This window comes from Natrinema thermotolerans (assembly GCF_031165565.1).
GTDB classification, from domain to species: Archaea; Halobacteriota; Halobacteria; order Halobacteriales; family Natrialbaceae; genus Natrinema; species Natrinema thermotolerans.
Genome location: NZ_CP101873.1, coordinates 382,365 through 403,429 on the forward strand (window position 1 = coordinate 382,365; position 21,065 = coordinate 403,429).

At 62.7% G+C, this 21,065-nt stretch carries 32 protein-coding genes; 29 read left to right on the forward strand and 3 right to left on the reverse strand.

Annotated features, from left to right (window positions below):
- The first annotated feature begins 17 nt into the window (after positions 1-17).
- The 25 genes from NP511_RS01995 (at position 18) to NP511_RS02115 (ending at position 15,660) form a co-directional block, all read left to right on the forward strand.
- Complete coding sequence (locus NP511_RS01995) at positions 18-566, forward strand: hypothetical protein (RefSeq protein ID WP_049964196.1); 549 nt, start codon at positions 18-20, stop codon at positions 564-566.
- Positions 563-751, forward strand: coding sequence for a hypothetical protein (locus NP511_RS02000; protein ID WP_006649639.1), 189 nt, complete (start codon positions 563-565; stop codon positions 749-751). Before NP511_RS01995 ends, NP511_RS02000 begins: the two co-directional genes overlap by 4 nt.
- Positions 752-758: 7 nt before the next feature.
- Positions 759-1,139, forward strand: coding sequence for a hypothetical protein (locus tag NP511_RS02005; RefSeq protein ID WP_049964197.1), 381 nt, complete (start codon positions 759-761; stop codon positions 1,137-1,139).
- Positions 1,140-1,338: 199 nt separating this feature from the next.
- Positions 1,339-1,728 (forward strand): hypothetical protein, encoded by a 390-nt coding sequence (locus NP511_RS02010; RefSeq protein WP_049964198.1) that lies wholly within the window; start codon positions 1,339-1,341, stop codon positions 1,726-1,728.
- Positions 1,729-1,733: 5 nt separating this feature from the next.
- Positions 1,734-2,003 carry a hypothetical protein gene (locus tag NP511_RS02015; RefSeq protein WP_049964199.1) on the forward strand — a complete coding sequence of 90 codons (270 nt, stop codon included), beginning with the start codon at positions 1,734-1,736 and terminating at the stop codon, positions 2,001-2,003.
- Between the two features lie 8 nt (positions 2,004-2,011).
- Positions 2,012-2,284: a hypothetical protein gene (locus NP511_RS02020; protein WP_006649642.1), complete on the forward strand. Its 273-nt coding sequence runs from the start codon at positions 2,012-2,014 to the stop codon at positions 2,282-2,284.
- 3 nt (positions 2,285-2,287) lie between these two features.
- Positions 2,288-2,836, forward strand: coding sequence for a helix-hairpin-helix domain-containing protein (locus tag NP511_RS02025; protein WP_049964200.1), 549 nt, complete (start codon positions 2,288-2,290; stop codon positions 2,834-2,836).
- Between the two features lie 3 nt (positions 2,837-2,839).
- Complete coding sequence (locus NP511_RS02030; protein ID WP_049964201.1) at positions 2,840-3,406, forward strand: hypothetical protein; 567 nt, start codon at positions 2,840-2,842, stop codon at positions 3,404-3,406.
- Complete coding sequence (locus NP511_RS02035) at positions 3,403-4,767, forward strand: PBSX family phage terminase large subunit (protein ID WP_049964202.1); 1,365 nt, start codon at positions 3,403-3,405, stop codon at positions 4,765-4,767. The genes NP511_RS02030 and NP511_RS02035 overlap by 4 nt, the downstream gene beginning before the upstream one ends.
- A 3-nt stretch (positions 4,768-4,770) precedes the next feature.
- On the forward strand, positions 4,771-6,234 hold the full coding sequence (locus NP511_RS02040) for an anti-CBASS protein Acb1 family protein (RefSeq protein ID WP_049964203.1): 1,464 nt from the start codon (positions 4,771-4,773) through the stop codon (positions 6,232-6,234).
- Positions 6,235-6,237: 3 nt separating this feature from the next.
- Entirely contained in the window at positions 6,238-7,398 is a 1,161-nt protein-coding gene (locus tag NP511_RS02045; RefSeq protein ID WP_049964204.1) for a phage head morphogenesis protein, read from the forward strand.
- 74 nt (positions 7,399-7,472) lie between these two features.
- Positions 7,473-9,131, forward strand: coding sequence for a hypothetical protein (locus NP511_RS02050; protein WP_049964205.1), 1,659 nt, complete (start codon positions 7,473-7,475; stop codon positions 9,129-9,131).
- Positions 9,132-9,141: 10 nt separating this feature from the next.
- The gene (locus tag NP511_RS02055; protein ID WP_049964206.1) at positions 9,142-9,633 is read left to right on the forward strand and encodes a hypothetical protein; all 492 of its coding nucleotides are present in this window, start codon (positions 9,142-9,144) and stop codon (positions 9,631-9,633) included.
- Positions 9,634-9,644: 11 nt separating this feature from the next.
- Complete coding sequence (locus tag NP511_RS02060) at positions 9,645-10,796, forward strand: DUF2184 domain-containing protein (RefSeq protein ID WP_233274290.1); 1,152 nt, start codon at positions 9,645-9,647, stop codon at positions 10,794-10,796.
- Positions 10,797-10,852: 56 nt separating this feature from the next.
- Positions 10,853-11,803: a helix-turn-helix domain-containing protein gene (locus tag NP511_RS02065; protein ID WP_049964208.1), complete on the forward strand. Its 951-nt coding sequence runs from the start codon at positions 10,853-10,855 to the stop codon at positions 11,801-11,803.
- Between the two features lie 34 nt (positions 11,804-11,837).
- A complete protein-coding gene (locus NP511_RS02070) occupies positions 11,838-12,026 on the forward strand; it encodes a hypothetical protein (RefSeq protein ID WP_049964209.1) in 189 nt (62 codons plus the stop codon).
- Positions 12,026-12,397: a hypothetical protein gene (locus tag NP511_RS02075; protein WP_049964210.1), complete on the forward strand. Its 372-nt coding sequence runs from the start codon at positions 12,026-12,028 to the stop codon at positions 12,395-12,397. The genes NP511_RS02070 and NP511_RS02075 overlap by 1 nt, the downstream gene beginning before the upstream one ends.
- Positions 12,398-12,400: 3 nt before the next feature.
- On the forward strand, positions 12,401-12,760 hold the full coding sequence (locus NP511_RS02080) for a hypothetical protein (RefSeq protein ID WP_049964211.1): 360 nt from the start codon (positions 12,401-12,403) through the stop codon (positions 12,758-12,760).
- An 8-nt stretch (positions 12,761-12,768) separates the two neighbouring features.
- The gene (locus NP511_RS02085; protein WP_049964212.1) at positions 12,769-13,215 is read left to right on the forward strand and encodes a hypothetical protein; all 447 of its coding nucleotides are present in this window, start codon (positions 12,769-12,771) and stop codon (positions 13,213-13,215) included.
- 2 nt (positions 13,216-13,217) lie between these two features.
- Complete coding sequence (locus NP511_RS02090; protein WP_049964213.1) at positions 13,218-13,604, forward strand: HK97-gp10 family putative phage morphogenesis protein; 387 nt, start codon at positions 13,218-13,220, stop codon at positions 13,602-13,604.
- Complete coding sequence (locus tag NP511_RS02095; RefSeq protein WP_257720300.1) at positions 13,601-13,729, forward strand: hypothetical protein; 129 nt, start codon at positions 13,601-13,603, stop codon at positions 13,727-13,729. The genes NP511_RS02090 and NP511_RS02095 overlap by 4 nt, the downstream gene beginning before the upstream one ends.
- Positions 13,726-14,157 carry a hypothetical protein gene (locus NP511_RS02100; protein ID WP_049964214.1) on the forward strand — a complete coding sequence of 144 codons (432 nt, stop codon included), beginning with the start codon at positions 13,726-13,728 and terminating at the stop codon, positions 14,155-14,157. The genes NP511_RS02095 and NP511_RS02100 overlap by 4 nt, the downstream gene beginning before the upstream one ends.
- A 148-nt stretch (positions 14,158-14,305) precedes the next feature.
- A complete protein-coding gene (locus tag NP511_RS02105; RefSeq protein WP_049964215.1) occupies positions 14,306-14,617 on the forward strand; it encodes a flagellar hook assembly protein FlgD in 312 nt (103 codons plus the stop codon).
- A 3-nt stretch (positions 14,618-14,620) separates the two neighbouring features.
- Positions 14,621-15,148 (forward strand): hypothetical protein, encoded by a 528-nt coding sequence (locus tag NP511_RS02110; protein ID WP_049964216.1) that lies wholly within the window; start codon positions 14,621-14,623, stop codon positions 15,146-15,148.
- Between the two features lie 14 nt (positions 15,149-15,162).
- Positions 15,163-15,660, forward strand: a complete 498-nt coding sequence (locus NP511_RS02115) for a hypothetical protein (protein WP_049964217.1) — start codon at positions 15,163-15,165, stop codon at positions 15,658-15,660.
- Positions 15,661-15,813: 153 nt separating this feature from the next.
- Here NP511_RS02115 and NP511_RS02120 read toward each other — a convergent pair whose 3' ends face one another.
- The 3 genes from NP511_RS02120 to NP511_RS02130 are packed head-to-tail and all read right to left on the reverse strand — an operon-like array spanning position 15,814 to position 16,559.
- On the reverse strand, positions 15,814-16,179 hold the full coding sequence (locus NP511_RS02120; protein ID WP_049964218.1) for a hypothetical protein: 366 nt from the start codon (positions 16,177-16,179) through the stop codon (positions 15,814-15,816).
- Positions 16,180-16,374 carry a hypothetical protein gene (locus tag NP511_RS02125; RefSeq protein ID WP_049964219.1) on the reverse strand — a complete coding sequence of 65 codons (195 nt, stop codon included), beginning with the start codon at positions 16,372-16,374 and terminating at the stop codon, positions 16,180-16,182.
- Complete coding sequence (locus NP511_RS02130) at positions 16,371-16,559, reverse strand: DUF8118 domain-containing protein (protein ID WP_049964220.1); 189 nt, start codon at positions 16,557-16,559, stop codon at positions 16,371-16,373. The genes NP511_RS02125 and NP511_RS02130 overlap by 4 nt, the downstream gene beginning before the upstream one ends.
- A gap of 182 nt (positions 16,560-16,741) precedes the next feature.
- On the opposite strand from NP511_RS02130, the gene NP511_RS02135 reads away from it, so the two are divergent.
- From NP511_RS02135 to NP511_RS02150, 4 genes are all read left to right on the forward strand, one after another.
- The gene (locus NP511_RS02135; RefSeq protein WP_371827944.1) at positions 16,742-16,969 is read left to right on the forward strand and encodes a hypothetical protein; all 228 of its coding nucleotides are present in this window, start codon (positions 16,742-16,744) and stop codon (positions 16,967-16,969) included.
- An 895-nt stretch (positions 16,970-17,864) separates the two neighbouring features.
- Positions 17,865-18,329: an HNH endonuclease gene (locus NP511_RS02140; RefSeq protein ID WP_158413742.1), complete on the forward strand. Its 465-nt coding sequence runs from the start codon at positions 17,865-17,867 to the stop codon at positions 18,327-18,329.
- Positions 18,330-18,403: 74 nt separating this feature from the next.
- Positions 18,404-18,673, forward strand: coding sequence for a hypothetical protein (locus NP511_RS02145; protein ID WP_136396924.1), 270 nt, complete (start codon positions 18,404-18,406; stop codon positions 18,671-18,673).
- A 38-nt stretch (positions 18,674-18,711) separates the two neighbouring features.
- Positions 18,712-21,063: a phage tail tape measure protein gene (locus NP511_RS02150; protein ID WP_084158211.1), complete on the forward strand. Its 2,352-nt coding sequence runs from the start codon at positions 18,712-18,714 to the stop codon at positions 21,061-21,063.
- The last annotated feature ends 2 nt before the right edge of the window (positions 21,064-21,065 follow it).

Genomic DNA, 21,065 nt, shown 5'->3' on the forward strand with positions numbered 1-21,065 from the left:
CGGCTTCTCCTGCACCCATGTCCACCACAGCCCACACCATCGACGAGGTCCAGGGCCGCGACGAACCCGACCGTGTCTTCCGGCGCTACGTCTTCAACAACCCCTCGATCTGTTCGTGTTGCTTTCGACGGCTGAAAGCCAACGAGAGCCACGTTCGGGCGTACTCAGGGATTACTGGACACGACCTCGAGCCGAAGGCCACTCGGGCCGTGTCGGTCCGGGCCCACAAGACCGGTCCGGGCGAGATCGGCCCCGAAGGCCCACTCGAGGGCACTCGGCAGGTCGACAACACGGCGATCGCGAAGTACCCCGTCCGCACGGTCTGCGAGGACTGCGGATCGATCGCCGGCCGAGCTGACTCGGATCCGCTGAGCCGACGAAAAGCGCTCGCTCGTGCTGAAACACTCGCTGATCGACTCGCGGAGGTCGGCGAGCCGGTCCAACTGAACCTCCTGAAGCACCTCGTTGGCTACCTCAAGTCTCAAGAGGATCTCTCGAGCTACGACACGGAGTGTTTCGAGGCCGCGACCACGATCGCTGTTCGCGAGGCCCGCGGTCGACGATGACCGTCCACCCGATCGAACCGGGGCTGCCCGTCGAGGTCCGCTTCGCCGGTCGCCGCCTCGAGGGCGTCGTCGACGAAGTCCGCTGGACGCCGACCTGGAACAACCCGCGCTCGGAGATCGTCGTCGACGCCGACGGCACGACGATCACGACGGGGCGGGCATCGATCCAACCACTCACCAACTGATCCACCCATGGAACCGAAAGATCCCGACGCACCGATCGACCCGTATAGCGAGTACGACCTCTACGACGTCATCAACGGCGACCTCCCCGCCGGCAAGTCGACCGAGTACGAGGGCCCCCACCTCATCTCGAGCGGGCCCAGTGTCACCGTCCAACCGGACGGCCACGCCGGCTCGGTCGATACGATTGATCCCGAGGACTACGACGACGTCCTCGAGCTGGTCGACGAGCTGAACGGCCTGGTCCTCGAGTGGCGCGAGCTATCGATCAACGGTACCGACGAGGATCTCATCGAGTGGGCCGGGCCGTGGGTGACATCGGACGAGTCGAAGGCCGACGATGACCACTGGCTCGTCGTTCCGGAGGATATCCCCGAGGCCGGCGTCTAACGAAGTTCCCCGATGACGTCCGACGTCGCCCCCACCCCGTCGGACCGAGGGCTCCCCACTCGCTCCCGCCCGCTTCGGGACGGAAGCACCCGCGACTACCAGACGTCCACGGGCCGTCCCGACCCGCGCCGGGATCAGGCCGGGAAGGCCTCTCGCTGACACACCCGAGACCCGGCGCTTTTCCATACGCTGACTGACCATGCTCGAGACACAACCAGACGGAGCGACGCTCGCACCACACCACTTCACGTGGGGTGCGCTCCTCACGGCCTGGGCCGCGACGTACGCCTGGGACCGTTTCACCGACCGAGAGCCGCTCATGCTCTCGCTGGGCGTCGTTGCCGGCCTCTTTTCGTTCGTGATGCTCTGGCGGTACTACGCCGTCGCCGGCGCCATCGGTACGCTCGTCGGGACGGTGATCACGACCGCCGGCCTCGTCCGCTTTCGCCGGTACGCCTCGAGGCCGTCCTTCTGGGTGGCCGCGTTCGGCGTCTACGCGATGTGGGACGACTGGGCCTCGCACGCCCTCAGCATCTGGACGCCGCTGGACTGGCTGTTCGAGGCCTACGTTCACGGCATCATTTCCTGATACACATGACACCCGACACCGACTCAGGTAGCAGTACAGGCTACAAGACGACGGCCAAGACCGCTATTGCCGGCGCCATCCTACTCGCGTTCTTCGGGACGTGGCTGGCGATGGAGTGGACTGGCCGACAGCCCGACTCGCTGATCCTACTCGGCGCGGTCGCGATCGCCGTCGGCGCGGGCTACTACCTTTGGGACGACGCGATGGGCGAGGGCGTCCAGGCCGTCGACGATCTGCAATCCGACGGTGACGAGAGCGGAAGTCCAGAGGACTGATAGATGCCATGGCGACGAGACAACACAAATCAACGACCCGCGAATCGATCCGGGAGTGCAACGAAGCCGTTTCGAGGCGATTCCACGTGACGCTCGCCGTTTACAAGACAATCAAGGCGACAACGCAGCTGATCGGCGTCGTCGGTGGCATCCTCGCGATGCAACAGGGCGCCGACCCGATGACATCGCTGACGATCATCGGCGCGATCCTCGTCGGGCCGGAGATCCTCGAGTACACGATCGCGAACGAGCCGCCTCGAGACCACGACCGCAAGGACTGACTCATGACTGAGGACCTCACCGAGATCGACGGCGTCGGGCCAGCGATAGCCGAGGCGCTCGAGGAGGCTGGCTTCAAGACCGTCGACGACGTCCTCGCAGCGAGCGTCGACGAACTCGCCGACGTCCATATGATCGGCGAGAAGTCGGCGAAGGGGATCCACGAGGGCGAGGGCACCCACCGCGGTCGCGATCCGAAGCTCACGAAGCAGCGCCAGGAGGCGATCGCGTCGATGCTCGAGGACGGCCACTCGGTCGCTGCAGCCTGCCGGTGCAACGGCATCGGCCAGACGACGTTCTACGAGTGGCTCGAGAAAGCCGACGACCAGGAGGAAGGCATCTACGCGGATTTCGCGGACAGGGTCGCGAGCGCGCGAGGGGCTGGCGAGGCGAAGCTCGTCGACGATCTCCTCGAGATGGCCCGCGAGAACGGAGACGCCCGGACGATCCTCTCGGTGCTGAAAAACCGCTACCCCGAGTCGTGGGGAGAACACGATGACGACGACGCCGGCTCGGGCAGCGTCGAAGTCTACCTCACATCGGAGAAAGACTGATCCATGAGCCTCGAAACAACCCAGATCCCGTACCAGCGCGACGGCGACGATGTCGTCGGCATCGGAAGCTACCGAGTCCTCGAGACGTTCGATGGCCGTGCCGACGAGGACGTCCGGGAGGACATCCGAGAGAAGACTGAGGTGGCGCTCAAGGACTACCCCGAACTCGCGGGCAAGACGGTCACGATCGGCCGGATCGATCCGGACGAAGATGCGAACGCTCAGGCCTTTTTCTACAACCTGCTGACGGCCTACCACACTGACCGCTTCGCATCACTTCAGACCGTCTACCACGAGCTCGCACACCTCGCCATCTTCGTCCAGCACGAACAGGGTGAGGACGTCCCGCTCTCGAGTGAGGAGTACTGTTCGATCGTCGCCGTCTCCCGGATGCCCGTGCGCTACCTGGAGCACGACAACCGGGAGGACATCTCCTACCTCGGGACGCCGACCGTCCCGAAGGCAGAGTGGCCCGAGATCTGCCAGCGGGCACTCGAGTACCGCGAGGAGAACGGGCGGAACAGCCACTACATCCAGCGCTGCAAGGAGTGGCTCGAGGTGGACGCATGAGCACAACTCGATCCACGACGTCGTACGCCGAGGAGTTCCCCGAGCCGAGCTACACGATCTTCGATCGGCAACGGGACTCTCGAGAGGTCCGGCCGTACGTCCATCCGGACACCGGCCTCGCTCCCCAGGAGGACTTCCTCGCTGGGCCCGAGGGCGACGCCGCGATCTCGTCGGACGCCTCGAACCACGTCATCATCTCGGGACTCGGCGCCGGCAAGACGGCGACACTCATCATGCGCGCCTGGGCGAACGCCGAGCGCTGGAACCGCGGCGAACTGGGCGCGCTCATCGCCCCGGACTGGCCGACCATCAAGAACGCCATCCTCCCGACGATGCGAGAGTTCGGCCTCCTCGAGGTCTGCGACTACGTCGGGCCCGGTGGCGAAGAGCCCGGTGTCCACACACCCAGTGGCTCGCGCATCATCCTGCAGACGGCGTCTAACGAGCGCAAAATCCGCCGTCTCCGTGGCCCGAACCTCGCGTGGGTCGGGATTGACGAGCCGGCGTCAGTCGCCGAGCGTGCCTGGGAAGTCCTCTCCGGCCGTCTCCGGGTCGGCAACTACCGGAACGCGTTCCTGACCGGGACGCCTCGAGGCTTCAACTGGGTCTACGATCGCTTCTACGAGGACGACGCCGAGATCGTCCACGACGACGTCTACGAGGTCCGCGAGTCCGACCGGGTCCGGGGCGTCTTCGGTGTCCCATCGTGGCTCAACCCCCACAATCCGGACGACTACATCGAGCGCCTCGAGGACGAGTACTCCGGGTCGTACTACCAGCAGGAGGTCGAGGGCGCGTTCACCCAGTTCGACGGCCTCGTCTACCCGTGGTTCGACCGCGACGAGCACATCGTCGAGTCGGAGGACCTCCCGGACAGCTGGGACGAGACGATCTACGGCGTCGACTGGGGCTTCTCGAACCACGCGGCGATCATCGCCATCCGGATCCACGGCGACCGCTGGTACGTCGCCGAGGAGCGCAAGTCCCGCCGGATGGGCAACGACGACATCGCCGCCGAACTCGAGCAGATGGAGGACGATCACGGTTCGGGCCCGGTCTACTGTGACAGCGCCGAGCCGAAGTCGATCGAAGCGCTGAACGAGCACGGCTTCGACGCCCGGAAGTCCGACAAGTCGGTCGAGGAGGGGATCAAGGCCGTCGCTGCGAAGCGTGACGAACTCCGCGTCCACGATCTCTGCCAGGAGACGATCAACGAGTTCCACGCCTACCAGTACAAGGACGGCCGGGAGTCGGAGAAGCCGAAGAAGGAGAACGACCACATCATGGACGCCCTCCGCTACGCGGTCTTCACTCACGAACATAGCGACGATAACGACCCAAGCGGGTCGGGGACGTGGTAATCCATGACTGATACTTCTACAGCAGACGAGACGGACGACGCCGCCGGCGGTGGTCGGGAGGCCGAACTGGTCGCACAAGACGATGGGCTCTCCGCCCGGCAGGAGTTTCAGATGCGGTTCGCACTCGCCCAGGCGTTGGGTGAGAACATCCCCGGCGACGAGGACTACTACGAGGTCTTCAGCTGGGACAAGAACCCGACCGTCGAGGACTTCTTCGCCCTCGCGCTGCGGAACCCCTACGCCTATGCCGTCACGTTCCTCCCGCCGTCGACGACCTGGCGCAACCCGCCGCAGATCGACGATAGGGCCGAGCCCCCAGAGGGCGTCGACCAGACGCAGTTCGAGAGCGACGTCCAGGAGCTCGTCGACGATCACCAACTGTGGCACTACGCGAAGCGGGCCGACAAGCTCGCCGGCGTCGGGAAGTTCGGCGTACTCGTCCTCGAGTTCGACGACGTCGACGATCCCGACGGCTTCTCGAGTCCGGTCGAGGCCGGCGCCGAACTCACGGGACTCCGGCCGTTCTCAAGGGCGTCGGTCACAGATGTCGCAGTCGGCGGGCCTGGCTCTGGGCGCTGGGGAGATCCGGTCGAGTACACGCTCGACCTCTCGGACGAGAACGAGTACGAGACCGTGATCCAGCACCACGGCGACGAGACGGTCGACGTCCACTGGCAGCGGGTCATCCACATCCCGTCGGACGAGCTTCTGGACGATGAGCTTCGAGGCATCCCGCGACAGAAGCCGGTCTACAACAACTTGATCGACATCGAGAAGACGCTCGGCGCCGCCGGCCAACTCGTCTACCGAGCCGCTGCGTGGGGTATCCACATCAACATCTCCGAGGACTTCAACCTCGAGGACGACGGTGACCAACTCCGCGAACACCTCCAGCGCTGGCAGCACGGCCTCGAGAACGTCCTTCGGACCCATGGCGCCGACGACGTCAAGAGCCTCGGCGGCGAGGACATCGACCCGCAGCCGGTCATCGACCCGAACATCGAGGCGGTCAGCGCCCAGACAGGGCTCCCGCAGTCCGTCCTGAAGGGCAACGAGAGCGGCGAGCGGGCCACCACGCAGGACCTCAAGGAGTGGTACGGGAAGATCGCCGAACGGCGCAACGAGTTCGTCGAGCCGCAGATCGTCCGTGCAACCATCGACCGGCTGCAGGACATCGGCACGATCGCCGAGCCTCGAGGCGAAGGCTACGAGGTCGACTGGCAGCCCCTGGCCGAGATGTCCGAGTCGGACCAGGCAGAGATCCGCAAGACGCGGGCCGAGGTCCTCGAGACGTGGCTGCAGGTCGCGCCTGGTGTCCTCACCCCCAAGCAGCAACTGGAGTTCATCGAGGACGGCGATCTCCCGTCCGAGCTCGAGGACGCCGACCTCCCGGAACTGGACGAAGCCGATCCGGAGGTCGCGGCACAGTTCGAGTCCGCGTTCGGTCCTGCGGAGGCTGATGACTGAGACATGAGCAGCGCTGCTTCCCCATCCGGCGACCGGCACCACCTCCATGCCCAGCAGCAGGATCCAACCAAGACGAAGACGATCCGACAGACGTACGCCCAGCGCCTTCGCGGGGCGTTCGGTCGGATCAACGCCGCAATCACTGAGTCGGTCATCTCCGACGACATCCTCGGTCTGCGCGGCGACGATAGTCTTGCGGATGACGAAGCCCAAGAGCTTCTGGACACGTTCGCGGACTATCGAGACTACCACGACCACAGTCGGACCGACCAACTCCAAGCGTCACTCACTGCCGCGTTCGAGGCCGAGATCACGGCTGTTGACGAGCCGCCGGATCTCAGCACGGTCCCGCCGGACCAGCGTATCGAGCGCTTCCGGGAGTGGCTCCAGACCGCGCAGGAGAACGAGGCCCTCGAGGTCATCGATCGCGACGAGAACGTCTGGGTCCGCCGGGCGTACGAGCGTGGCCTCGAGGATGCCGACACGAATCTTCGCCAGGCTGGCCTCGACATCGAGCCAACCGATTCCAAGGCGGCCCGGGAGTTGGTCGAGATGCCGGTTCACGAGCGGAAACTGCAGGTCCTGTTCAGCCGGAACTATGCTGAACTCGAGGGGATCACGAACGAGGTTTCCCGACAGATCACTCGCGAGCTCGCCGACGGGATCGCGGCCGGCGAGAACCCGACGAAGATGGCGCGCCGGATCACCGACCGCGTCAACAAGATCGGAAAGACGCGCTCGACGGTCCTCGCTCGAACGGAGACCATCAACGCCCACACGCAGTCGACGATCGAGCGCTACCGGCAGCAGGGCATCAACTCGGTCGGCCTCGAGCCCGAGGTTCAGGTCCAGACCGCCGGCGACCAGCGCGTCTGCGATCAGTGTGCCTCGGTCGCCCAGCGCAGCCCCTGGACGCTCGACGAGTTCGAGGGCTCGGAGAACCAGCCGCCGATCCATCCGCAGTGTCGCTGCGCGGTGATCCCGATCGTGAACGAGGCCGCCGCAGCGGCGCTCGAGGCGCACCCCCACGAGTTCGTCGCGATGTACCGTACTGGTGCGTTCGTCGACGAGTCGCGTGAGCGCTACGAGGCGCTCGCAGCGACGGACGTCGACGGCGCCCAGGAACTGGTCGCTCACTTCTCACCAACCCAGGCAGCAGCTTGATCCCAGGCCCGATGACCCCCGTACGACACCCACCGCGCGAGCGGTGAGGGGCGAGGTCCTGGGCCGATGCAACCATGAAAAACAACGATACGCATGACCTGCGGGTGTCGGCCCGAACGGCTCGGCTAACCGCAGGTCAAGACGACGATGACGAGCCGCCATGGCGCTTCAGCGGCATCGCGGTCGCTGCTGGGGACATCCTCCACATGGACGACGGGACGCGGGTCCTGATGACTGCGGAGGAGCTCCAGAAAGCAGCCGAGTCTCAGGCCGGTGAACCGCTCACGACCGACCATCCCGAAGACGACGACGGCCGTCCGGTATACCCGCCGCCGACCGAGGAAACAGTCGGAAAGGTCCCGAAGGCGGGTTGGATCGAGGAAGCGGATGCAGTCGGCTACGAAGCGACGACCCATGATCGGGATATCGCCGACGGCGTTCGTGGCGGGACGTACGAAGTCTCTGTCCACCCTCGATTCCAGGTCGAACCGTATGATGATCCCGAGGCCGACGTCAAGGCGTCGAACATCAAGTTCCTCGACCTCTCCGTGGTCTCGAAGGGCGACAGTCCATCGAACACCGCGGAGTGGGGCCCGAACGAGGCGCTGGCGTCGTTCACGCATTCCACAGACTTCGGCGACCAGCTGACCGCTGCCTACGATGACGGTGCCGCGGACGACACCGAGAGCCTGGTCGAACGACTGGCTCGGAAGTTCGGGATTATCGGCGATCGCGGTGACCGGCGTGGCTTCATCCACGTCGAGCCGCAGACCAGCGACGGCGAAGCGATCCGCGTCGCCGAAGCCGGCTTCGAAGACGCTCACTGGATGGCGTGCGCTCACCTCGAGGGTACCGAGTACCCGGACATCGGTCCAGGACTTAGCTCTTCGATTGGCGAGGCCGACGCAGTCTCGGCCGGCGAACTCCTCACCGATCAGGCGATCGATCTGGACGAGCCGCTCGAGGAGGATGCCGACGTCTACGTCGCGCTTCACTACGCGAGCGAGGACGGCGAGATGCTGGACCTCATCACGAGCGCTGACGGTGGCTACTTCTACGACTCGGCGTTCGTCGGTGTGGCCCCAGCAGAAGCGGACGTCACGGCCGGCACCGACGGTGGACAGCAGACTGGTACGCAAACGATGGGGGCGGAATCCCCTGTGGACGACTCTCCTACGACAGACATGGACGACAACACCCGAGAGCAGTACATCACGTTCCTGACCGCCAACGCGGACTTCGACAAGGAGTCCCTCGAGGCGATGGACGACAACGTACTCGAACAGACGTACGAACTCGCCGCCGAGAACGCCGCCGGTGACGGTGGCAGCGACGGCGGTAGCAACGACGACCCGGACAACGGCGGCGACGGCAAGACGCTCGGAGAGATGACGCCTGCCGAGGCGAAGGTCGCCCTTGAGGAGCAGGGCTTCGTCACCGAGGACAACGCCGGCGATCTCGTCGCCCAGGCCCAGGAAGAAGCCACGAAGGGGCAGAAGGTCGACGAGATCATCGCCCACTCCAACCAGTACGACGAGGACGACCGCGAGGACCTCATGGCCTCGGCGGACGCGCTCGTCGATCGAGAGCACGATCGCGTCGCCGGCAACGGCGGCATGGGACTGCCCGGAGCGGCTGGCATCACGGCATCCGCTTCGCCGGCGACGGGCGACGCCGAGGACAACAGCGAGGAAGATCCCGACGAGTACGGTACCGGGGTCGCGGAGAACTGAGGTGAGATAGATGACGAAACTCAACACGCAGACGTCGGTTCTCGCACAGACGAACGACGCCGAAGACTACGACGACGACGAGGCCCTTGAGGAACTCGAGCCCGGCCAGGGCGTCGTTCGTGGAGCTGGCGGCTACACGGCTGCCGGCGCCGACTCGAAGACCAAGCGCGTCGTTCGCGAACAGCGCAACCCTGGCAGCCGCGGGGTCGGAACGAACCAGAGCCCGCTGGAGATCACCTACCCGGCGGGATCGAACGTCGAGACGATCGGCTTCCAGAGCCACGACGAGGCCCGGGCCCTCGTCGCCTACGCCGACGTCGACGGCGACGGCACCGACGACACCTACACCGAGGGCGCCGAACTCGGCTGGAACGCCAACGGCTACCTCGAGGTCATCAGTGGCGGCTCGCCGACCGAGGCGGTCGCGACGATCGCGGACGAGGACGGCGTGACGATGAGCAGCGGCGACGACCCGACCCACGTTCTCGTGGAGTTCTACTGAGGTGAGAACTCATGGCAACTACTGATAGCGTTACGCAGCACGACCCGCAGATGGCCGAAGAGTTCGAGGGGGCGTCGCGCCTCCACGAAACAGCGCTGTTCAACCCGGTCAGAAAACAGCGTGAACAGGCGTGGAAGCAGATTCGCGCCCAGTCCCCGCTCGGTCCCGACATGTGGGATGAGCTCGATCAGGCGATCGGGATCAAGCAGCCGTCGGCGGAACTGACTGCCGACTCCGCGATGCAAGTCGACTCCTGGCAGGAGTACGCGGAGACCATCCTCGACGACCAGTTCGTCCAGTCGACGGTCATCGACCAGCTGATCGGTGCCGGCTTCGGCGTCAGCGCGAGCCTCTTCCGCTACGCGTACTTCGACCGCCTCCGCGCCACCCGCCTCGAGGCCAACCGGAGCATGAACGCGCGGGCCCGAAGCGTCCAGGAGATGCCCGCGAACGCACTCCACGGCGTCCCGCTCTGGATCCACCACGTCGACTACGAGTTCGACAGCCGCGAGGTCCAGAACGCGATGCAGTTCGGCGACGATCTCGACACCAGCGTCGGCCAGGAGGCTCGCCGAGCGCTCAACCGCTCGGAGCACGGCCTCCTCTGGAACGGCGAAGGTCGCGAGATTCCGACCGACCGCGGCACCCTCGCGGCAACGGGCCTCGACTCCGACGCCGATCTCATCCTGCAGGCCAGCGGCTCGAACGGCTGGGTCAACAGCCCGGAAGAGATCCTCGCCGACTTCAAGGAACTCCACGACACCGTCGAGGATCAGACCGATGTTCAGGATCAGGACGACGTCCCGCTGGTCTCCGAGGTCGGCGGCTGGATCTTCGTCCCCCGCGCCCTGTGGGGCGAGGTCGACCGCGAGGACTACGAGACCTCCGCGACCGACGAGCCGATCATGGAGCGCCTCGAGCGGAAGTACCCGTACCTCAACATCGTCCCGGCGCCGCGCCTGGACGCCGACAGCGCGATCCTGCTGCTGAACGATCCGCGGTACTTCCAGATGGTCGTCGCCCAGGGCGTCACGAACACGAACTGGGAGGTCGACGGTGGATTTGGGTTGCGTAACAAAACTCTGTCAAGTAGGACCCCCTTCGTTCGCCGTTCTCCTGACGGAGTCCGGGGTATTGCCCGAATCACGGGAATCAACGCGTAAACAACACCTGTTGGGAGATCGGTGGTAATTATATGACAGTAGCACGAATGACGTGTATGAAGTACCCGTGGCGAGACGCCGATACGCTCTGCAAACTCTACCACGATGAAGGACTCTCCCAACGTGAGATCGCTAACCGGTTGGACACTGACCCGTCGGTTATCAACGACTGGATGCAACGGCACGGGATCAAATCCCGTGACCGCACTGAAGCAACCCAGAACGCGGTCGAATCAGATGCCCCGTGGACAGACGAAGATACCCTCCGCAAACTCTACGTGGAGGAGCGGTTGAGTCAGCCGGAGATCGCCGAACGGCTCGGATGCAGTGATAGTACTGTGTCGAACTGGATTCGCCGTCATGGTATCAAGCGTCCGTGGCAAGACGAAGACCGGATGAGGGAGTTGTATGCTGAGGAGCAACTGTCGCAGGCTGAAATCGCTGACCGCCTGGACTGTGGTGTCTCCACCATCGAGACGTGGATGAACCGCCACGGCATTACAGGGCGGGAGAACGGCGAATCTGTCCAACTATCGCTGCTACCTGGACCGGCGTACGAGGTCCTAACCGATGAGGACGAACTCCGACACCTCTACGAAAAGGAGGGGCTCGACACCTACCAAATCGCCGATCTACTCAACGTCGGTTCGTCGACGGTGTCGGACTACACTCGTCGCTACGGGATCACTAACGGCCAACTAAGCGGCGAGGACCATCCGATGTGGGAGGGTGGCCAGGTCCATTACTACGGGCCGAACTGGCCCGAGCAACGGGAAAAGCGCCTCGAGCGTGACGATCACCAGTGTGTGGTCTGTGGCGTCTCGGAATCGGAGTACCGTGACCGGACGGGGCGCGATCTCGACGTCCACCACATCCGACCTCGTCGAGAGTTCGTCGACGATGATGGTCTCGATCATGAAGCGGCGAACAGGCTCGACAATCTCATCACGCTCTGCCGCTCCTGCCACGCGAAGTGGGAGGGGATACCGCTGAAACCAGAATCATGACTACACACACACACAACACACGGAGGAATAGACCATGACAAGAACAACCATCTACAAAGGCCAGCCGTGGGATGACGAGCATGAAGTCCTCGCCGACCTCTTCCACAACCACGGCGACGGTACGCGGGCTGTAACCGTCGAAACGACAGACGGTGAAGAGTTCCACATCCCCGAGGACGAAGCTGTCGACATCTACATCGACGGTGAGGAGGTCGAGGACTAATGCCAGAAACTACAGTCACTGTCCGGGTCGCCGGCGCACAGTTCCGGTTCGACCGTGAGCAGTACACTCGTGGCGACGAGCTTGAGGTCCCCGAACGGATCGTCGGTCGCCACCCGCGCACGCTCGAGATCGTTGATGACGTCAACGGCGACGAGGAGGCCGCCGATGCCGGGGACGGCACCGACGAGCTGACCGTCGACGATCTCGATCCTCACCCGAAGGATCTCGACGTCCCAGGGCTGGAAGATCGCATTGCGGATGTCGACGATGTCAGCCTCCTCGAGACGATCAAGGAGGCCGAGAAGCAGAACGACGATCGTACGACCGCGAAGAACGCGATCGACTCGCGACTGAACGAACTCGAGGGGTAACGGATGGCCACCGCAACGCCGACGGACGTCCGCCTCGAGATCGACACGAACCTGGGCGACGAGAAGATCCAGAAGGTCATCGAGCGCAAGGCTCGCGATATAGATCGCGATGACAACGTCGGCGGCCTCGATGAGCCAGACCGGTGCGACCTCGAGGCCGTGCTGGCAGCGCTGCACATCGCGACGAAACTCGACCGGGCGGCCAGCAGCCAACAGGTCGGGAACGCACAGAAGTCCTACGAAGAATCGTCCGTCGACGAACTCCGAGCTGACGCTCGCCGGCTCGGGGCGACGGACGAACTGCTGGGAATCGGTGCGATGAACAAGACCGCGTCGATCGGCGTCCCCGACACGAGGGGCTGACTTGACCCATGCTTTCTGGCTTCGAAAACGACGAGGCGGTGTTCTTCGTCGAGCGCCAGGTCGGATCCGAAGAGGGTCCGTACGGCGAGACCGAGCCGGTCTACGAGTGGGTACCGCTGTCGCTTGAGGACGACCAGTGGGACTACGTCGACGGCGAGGTCGTCTACGACGAGGCCGATGTCGAGGCCGCCGAGATACGGTCCGAGCAGCGCAGCGCCGAGTACATCCGCGAGGTCTACTCGGAATGGCCGCAGGAGGTCTACCGGCTGTACGTCGATCCAGTGGACGTCGGCTCGATCACGGGGGGTAACTACGAACTCGAGATCGAGGCTGACGACCGCGTCGACCTCGCGAGCGCCGACGGTCGGTTCGCGGCCCAGCCGCCGAACGTCCAGCGGCTCGACTCGGCCGTTCCAGAGCACGTCGAACTCGAAGTAACGAGAGTGGAGGTCTGACGATGGACGTCAACCTCGACTTCGAGAGCGGCTTCGCCCCTGAGGGCGCCCAGGAGGCCTTCGAGAGCATGGTCGAGAGCGCTGACGACCAGCTCATGGAGCGGATGGAAGAGGCCGAGCAGAACATCCAGAAAGAGGCCCAGCAGCGCTCCCCCGTCGACACCGGGAACCTCCGGGCCTCGTGGACGGGGCTGACCGAGGCCCGACGCGGGACGATCATGACCGAGGTCGGCAACACCACCGACTACGCCGAATACGTCGAGCGAGGGACCAGCAAGATGGCCGCGCAACCGATGCTCCGGCCGGCGCTGGACCGCGAGCAGATGGCGCTGATCCGCGACATCGAGCAGCTCGTCTTCCGCGTCGCTGCGAAGGAGGGCAACGCATGACCGACGTCTCCGACCTCACCGTCACGCTCGAGATCAAACGGGTCTGGACGTGGCCGTCACTCGGCCGCGCGCTCGTCGTCGGCGCGATCAACGGCGAAGAGCGGATCATGGAGTTCGATCTATGACATATGGACTTCATGACGCCCTTAGAGATACGGTCGTCGACCTGCGGAACTACGACGATCTCGTCGCGCTCCTCGAGGACACCAGCGCGATCGACGAGGGCTGGCCGAAGGATCCCCAGGAGTACCCGGTCGTCGTCCGCGTCCAGCCGGTCACGGAGACCTCGAACTCCCAGCGTGAGTTCTCGACGATCGAGCGGCAGTTCCGGCTGCAGGTCTCGGTCGTCGCGAAGGACTCCTGGCGCTCCGAGCAGGACGCCCCGACCTTCCGGATGGCCGAGATCATGGCGGCGGTCGCCGACCGACTCGACGTCGCCGTCGACGCGCCGGAACTGCTGCCCAGTGGTACCGACTCGAGCAGCTGGACCGAGGTCACCGGCGACCGCCTCGCGCTCATCCAGGACTGGCTGACGACGACCTACACGCGATAGACCATGCCATCAGGAGAGATCTCCCGCGGTCCAACCGCGCACGTCGACGCACAGCTCACCAACGCCCAGCCCGACGCGGCGTTCGGTCGAGACGACACTGGCCGAGTGACCGGCCGACTGGCCATCTACGGCCCCGGAGAACCATAACATGACCATCAAATCAGCTTACGCCGGCGAAGACGTCCCGCTCGAGGTCTCGTACACAGACTCGAACGGGGCGATCGACCCGGACGACCAGGGTAGTGACGGCACTCCCGACGCCGAGATCACGATCACCGACAACAGCGACGGGACCGAAGTGGTCTCGGCGCAGTCGATGACGAACACGGCGACCGGCGAGTTCGAGTTCGTCTGGGACACCAGCGCTGCGAACGGTCCCGGAACGTACCGCGTCGAGATCACCGCCGAGTTCGGCGGAGAAACGAAGATCAACCGATCGCAGATCCAACTCAAGGAGTAACCTATGGCACAAGAAATTACAAGTCAATTAGAGGTTGAGGGCAGCGTTGTCGCCGTCCTCCACGTCGACGAAAGTGGCACCGATCCCGTTCGAACTGTTCTCGGGAACTGTACGAAGGACGATTTGTCCATCAGTACTGACGAATCCAGCGAAGACTTCAACCCCGGCTCGCAACGCCGGACGAAGCGCTACCGGACGAACAACACGATCGACGTCGAGGTCGCCTCGGCGATCGCGCCGGATCTGGCCGCCCTCGAGAAGGTCGGCATCGTCGACAGCGACGGCAAGATCACGTTCGACAGCGCCGACCGGAAGACACTGGCGTCGGACGACGAGTACATCGAAATCGCGTACTTCGATCACGAACCCGACTATTCGTCGGTCGACATCGAAGCCGACTCCGAACTCCTCCACCGCTTCGAGGACTGCGAGTTGACGAGCCCTGAAGTCGATCCAAGCGCGACGCCCCCGACTGCGTCGTGGACATGGTGGGTGGAAGGAGGATTTTACCTGGACTTCTCGAGCGCCTGATCTGAGGTGACACGATGAGTAGCACTATCTCGAACGCAGACGCAGCGAATCAAGCACTCGAGGCACAGCGCGAGAAAGAACGCGAACAGCAGCGCGAGACGGCCGAACTGTACGGCAAGGCTCAGGACCTCTTCGACGCCCGTTCGCGAGACACGTTCACCGTCGAACGCCATGGCGTGGAGATCGAGTTTCTCTACCCCGATCCCGAAACACAGCAGGAGTTCGAGGACCGTCAGCAGGCTGTCCTCGAGAAGGCACAGGACGATGCTGATCTCTTCGACCTCCTCGAGGAGGCAGAGGTCGGCATCGAGCAGATGGAAGAGACCCTCTCCGAACACGCCGTCGACCCGTCGTTCAACGACCCGTCGGTCTGGCGTGAAACGATCGGGTTCACAGAGGATGAGATCTCAACCCTCTACCAAGATTTTTTGGCGCTTGGCGAAGGCGAGGAAGAAAGCAGGAGGCTCGAGATGTTGCAGAGTCTTCTATCGGACGGTTCCTCGAGTGGCTGAACCACGAGCAGCGCTACCGCCCTGAGGAGTTCTTCGCGATGGACGAGTCGGAGAAGACGTTCTGGATGACGCGGTATAAAGAGTACCAGGAGGAGCGCCGGAAGCTCGGAGACCAATTTCTCCCATAAAATAAGGCTTCACCTGGACTGCGGCCTACTCTTCCATCCAGTCGGGCCGAACCTCTTCGTCACTTTCGTCAAGAATCACGGGGTCGACTTGGACGAAGTTGTTGACGACATCCCACCACGCGAGGTCGCCGTCGCCCTCTCTCGTCTGCCGCTTGAACTCGGCGCGCAACAACATCCGGCGCGCGGCTTCGTCGGAGACGCCGACCGGGGCCTCGGCCTGCGTTTCGAACTCACTATGGAGATCGCTCAACAACCGCCACGCGCCGTTCTTCAGGAGGTCTTCGACCGTCTCGTAGCCAGTGTCATCGCGTTCGACCTCGAGCCGCAGCAGGTCGTAGAACGGGCGCTCGAGCGGCACGTCGACCACAACGTCGGGTGCATCGTCGGACATCTACGCCACCTCCACGGCATCGCTGCCCACCTCAAGCGCGACATCTTCAACCGGCTCGCGGCCGACTTCGCGCCACTTCGCCCCCGTCCATTCGCGCTCGATTCGCAGGTAGCCGCCGCAGGTGGGCTCGAACGTGATCTTCCGGGCAGTGCCATCGACACCGCGCCAGCGGACATCGAACGCCTGTCGAGTCATGCGTTCGAACACCCGTTGGCGTGCGTCAACTGGTCGGCACCGCCGAGTTTCTCGAGCAGTTCGCGGCCACAGCCTTCACAGCGCACGTACGGTTCGCCGCCCTGCTCGAGCGGTTCGACGTGGTGCGTGAACGATTCATCCGTCGTGCCGGTGGATTCAAGACCGGCGGAAGCGTTTGTCGACATGGGTTTCGAGACCTTCTGTGAACCCGGCCCGCGTGTTGGCGCACGCGGGCGAATCGCAACGCCCCGAGAGGCCGGTGTTCACACTAACCACTACGCACCAATGCATAGTAAAGGTATGGGTCCCGGACAACTACGCATTAGTGCGTACCTTTACTATGCAGGAGTGCGTAGGAATATACGTAATGAGTCCGAACGCAACGGCCGCTATGGGACGCTACCGCGCGGTCATGACGGAAACGGATCGGGAGTACATCTCCGGCGAAGGCGATGCGACCGACCACCAAGTCCAACAGTCGGTGACTCGAGTCCGCAGTCGGATCAACGACGAACTGCCGAGGGACATCGAAATCCTCCGGGAACACCGGCCCGATCTGCTCGAGGAACTGCAGGAAGTCGTCTGCGAGGAATAGGTATGGGGGGCAAGGAGCAACTAAACGCAGCCCCATCAACTGCGTTGTCGATCAACTCAGCTACGGCCGTCAGTGGGTCTGCGTTCGGGGCGAAGAAAATGTCGAAGTTGTACGAAGCGTCCGCCGCCGACTCTTTATCGGGCTACTCGCCCTTTGTCGAGTCGTCGGGTTCGGCTTCGGCCGTGGCGTCGAACGAGAACAACCCAAGCACCCTAATGCTTAAGTCGAGTCGTGACCAACGCCTCGGTGTAGCTCGCAGGAGGACTATCGCTCCTGCGAAGAGGCCGCAGACGAGAGCTAACAAGCTTGCAATCATGCAGATCGCCCGACGCCCTAACGTCGGGCGAGGTGACCTTCTCACTCCTGCCTCAAAAACTCGAGTGGTGACGCCGCTCGAGGAACTGCAAGACGTCGTCTGCGAGGAGGAATGACGATGGCCCAACCAGATGCCGAAGGGCTGATCACTTGCACTGGCTGTGGGCGTTCCCTCCCCGGAGACATGGAACATTTCCACAAACACCGAGGTGCTTTCAAACCGAGGTGCAAAGAGTGTCGTGGTGGAGAGTTTGGCAACTCAGGGGACATCCATCAGTGCCCGACATGCGGCGAGGAGTTTGGGAGTCGTCAAGGACTCGGGCAACACCACGCCGCGCAGCATGGCCAATCTATCCGAGAGCGCGAGGCAGAGCAGGGGCGGCATAAGTGCCCAAGAGAGTCGTGTAATCGTGGTTTCGAAGATGGAGAAAGCTTGGAAAACCATATCAAATACCACCACGGTGATGGTGTTGAGTTGGAGTGTGGGCGATGTGGCAACTCTTTCACTGTGCCTAAATCTCATGCAGATCGGCGTAGATTCTGCAGCACCGAATGTATGGGAGAATGGGTGAGTGAGACGATGAGTGGCGAAGACCACTACAACTACAAGGGAAAGATCGAGAAGGTTTGCGAGAATTGTGGCGAAGTCTATGGGGCGTACCCATACCGCGCCGACCGCCGTATGTTTTGCAGTCCGAGTTGTCGCCACGAGTCGTTCTACATGTTGCTCGGTGGGGAGAAAAACCCACATTGGAAGGGGGGCTACGAATCATATTATGGCCCAAACTGGGAAGCCCAACGAAAAAAGGCACGGAGGAGAGACAACTTCCAATGTGAATCTTGCGGAGTCTCTGAGGACGAAATGGATCGTGAGTTAGATGTTCACCACATCGCGCCATTCCGCACGTTCGTTGTTGGCGATGAGGCAGACTACGAGGAAGCGAACCGCCTCAAGAATCTGGTGTCTCTTTGTTCTTCTTGTCACCAGCAATGGGAACAGATGTCCCCTCTCCGACCCGATACGGGCAACGCCGCTGCCGACTGACTTGCTGCCGATGACCCGAGAGGCGAGGCAAACAGTCACGAACACTTAACTAAATCCGTTGAGCGCTCTTGGGTATGGGTAGCGAAACTGTGTCAGTTGAACGGGGGCCGTGCGAAGAATGCGCCGAGCCGATTAGCGTTGAAGCGAGCAAGTGCCCTCACTGCGATTACAACCCATCCCAACAAGCATACGCTGGCCCTCTCCTGCTAATCATGCTCGGTGGTGTGCTGACGATTTTCGTCGTCACCGCGATCGCCGGAATTCCGATGACTTTGCTCGGTGTCGGTTGGCTGGTGTGGGTGTGGTATTCGCCCACCCCTTCGCCCGTTGAGGAATCCGAATAGACATTCGAATAACGCAGTTCGTTTTCGCGGTCCATCCAATGCCAACAATATCAACACTAACAGCGGTACTTGAACTTGACAAAGGGCGCTTCGAATCGGAAATTGACTCTGCCAAGAGGGATCTCGATTCATTCACCGAACGGGCAGCAAGCACTGGCAAATCACTCCAGCGGGCCGGGGGAGTGATGACTGCCGGGATCACTGCCCCCCTCACAGCGATGGGGGCGCTGGCAGTGGACACGTCGAAAACCTTCGAGCAGAGCATGGCAAATTCGCTAGCCGTCATGGGAGATGTGTCTGAGTCGATGGAGGAAGACCTCGAGGGGGCGGCACGGCGCGTAGCTCGAGAAACCACCGTCTCAGCGTCTGAGGCGGCGGATGCGTATTATTATTTGAGTAGTGCGGGCTTATCTGCCGCTCAGGCGATGGAGGCGATGCCGACAGTCACCCAATTCTCAGAAGCGGCAGGGGGTGCACTCAACATGGCCGAGGCGACTGATATCGCGACGAACGTGATGTCGGCCTACGGGTACGAGGCGAACGAAATGGGTGAGGTGACTGATACCCTCACTGCCGTCACGCAAAACCATAACCAAACTGTCAACGATATGGCGTCGGCCATGTCCCAAGTCGCCCCGGTTGCGTCGTCCCTCGGCGTCCCCTTAGAGGAAGCCAGCACTGCTATCGGAATGTTAGGAGACCAAGGCATCAGTGCGGAAAAGTCAGGGACGGCTCTCCGGAATATCCTGTCGCAACTCTCAGACAGTTCAAGCACAGCAGCCAAGCAGTTGCAGGAGGCCGGTGTACAAACCCAAGACGCGGAAGGGAATATGCTGCCGTTGGCTGAGGTCCTTGAACAAATCGAAGAATCGAGTCTCGAGGCCAGTGACGCCTCGCAAATCTTTGGTCGGGAAGCGGGGCCAGCGGCAGCCGCGTTGATCCAACAGGGGAGTGACGCACTCGAAGAAAATGCAGATCGCGTTCGCGAATCTGAGGATGCGACTAGCGATATGGCCGAAGAGATGCGCAGCACGACGCAAGGGGAGATACAGCAAATGCGGTCGAACCTCGAAGATGTGGGGCTGACGATTGGGTCTGTGTTACTCCCCATGCTCAGTACAGCCACGAGCTACGTCTCGGGGGCGGCCGAATGGTTCCAGAATTTGAATGAAGGGCAACAAAAGGCGATCGTCGTCGTCGGTGGATTGGCGGCGGCACTCGGCCCGTTGTTGATTGGGGTGGGGACGCTGTTGACTATGCTCCCCACGATGGCAACAGGCGCGGCTATGGCGTCCGGGGCTCTATCCGGTGCGTTGCTCCCTTCCTCGGTAGCCGCGTCTGGCGGACTCTCAGGAATGGCTGCCAGTGCCCTCGCCGCACAAGTAAGCATCATGGGTTTGACAGCCCCTGTCTGGGCAGTTATCAGCGCGATCGGCCTACTCCTCAGCGCTACTGCGATTTTTGCGGCAGCGTACTCCAAAAATTGGAAGGGAATCCGCGACTACACCGAGTGGGCGATCGACCCGATCACCGACGGTATCGACTGGTTTGTCGAGAAGCTATTCGGGATCAGTTCCGCCTCGGAAAAGGTCGCAGGCGCGTTCGGTGATTTCATAGATTGGGTGGTTGAAAAGATAAATAGCATACCCAAAATCAACCTCGATAGCGGCGACCTCGGCGATTTCGACACGTCGTCTGCGAAGCCTGGCGATAAGAGTGCCAGCGATGTCATGGGCGCTGAGGAAAACCCCTACGAGGACATCGATTACGGAGAACAGGGCCAACAGGCAGGCCAGGACTTCGGGACGGGCTTCCAGAACGGCCTCGAGCTAAGCGATGTCACCAGCCATCTGGACGACGAAATTGCCAGCGTCGAGGAGGAGCTCTCGGATCTCCATGAAGGCGGAGTTGCCCTCGAGGATCAAGAAGAGGCAGCGGAGTTGCAGCGCCGCCTTCGTGAGCTCAAAGAGCAACGCGAAGAGGTCAGAGAAGCCGACGATATCACCGACGTCGACTCCGACATCGCCGCCGAGGCCGTGCGATCTGACCTCCAGGCCGAAGAGGAGCGGGCCGCTTACCTCGATGAGGTTTACAGCCAAATCGACGGGAAAGAGGCCCCTGAGGCGGCGTCCGGGCCCTCGATGTCGTCCGAAGACGTCGACGAGCAGTCGGTCGAAGCGATGCTCGCCGAGTCCGAGGGCAGCAGCCAGAATACCGACCTCGCGACGAAACTCGATAAGATTATCGAGAAACACGACCAACTCCGAGAGACGGTCAAAACCCTCCAGCTTATCGTCGAGATGGACCTCAACAGTCGCGAATTCAACAAGATCATCGACAACCGAGCGGAGGCGAAGGCGAAGGAAGTCATCAACAACACTGGTCCATAGCG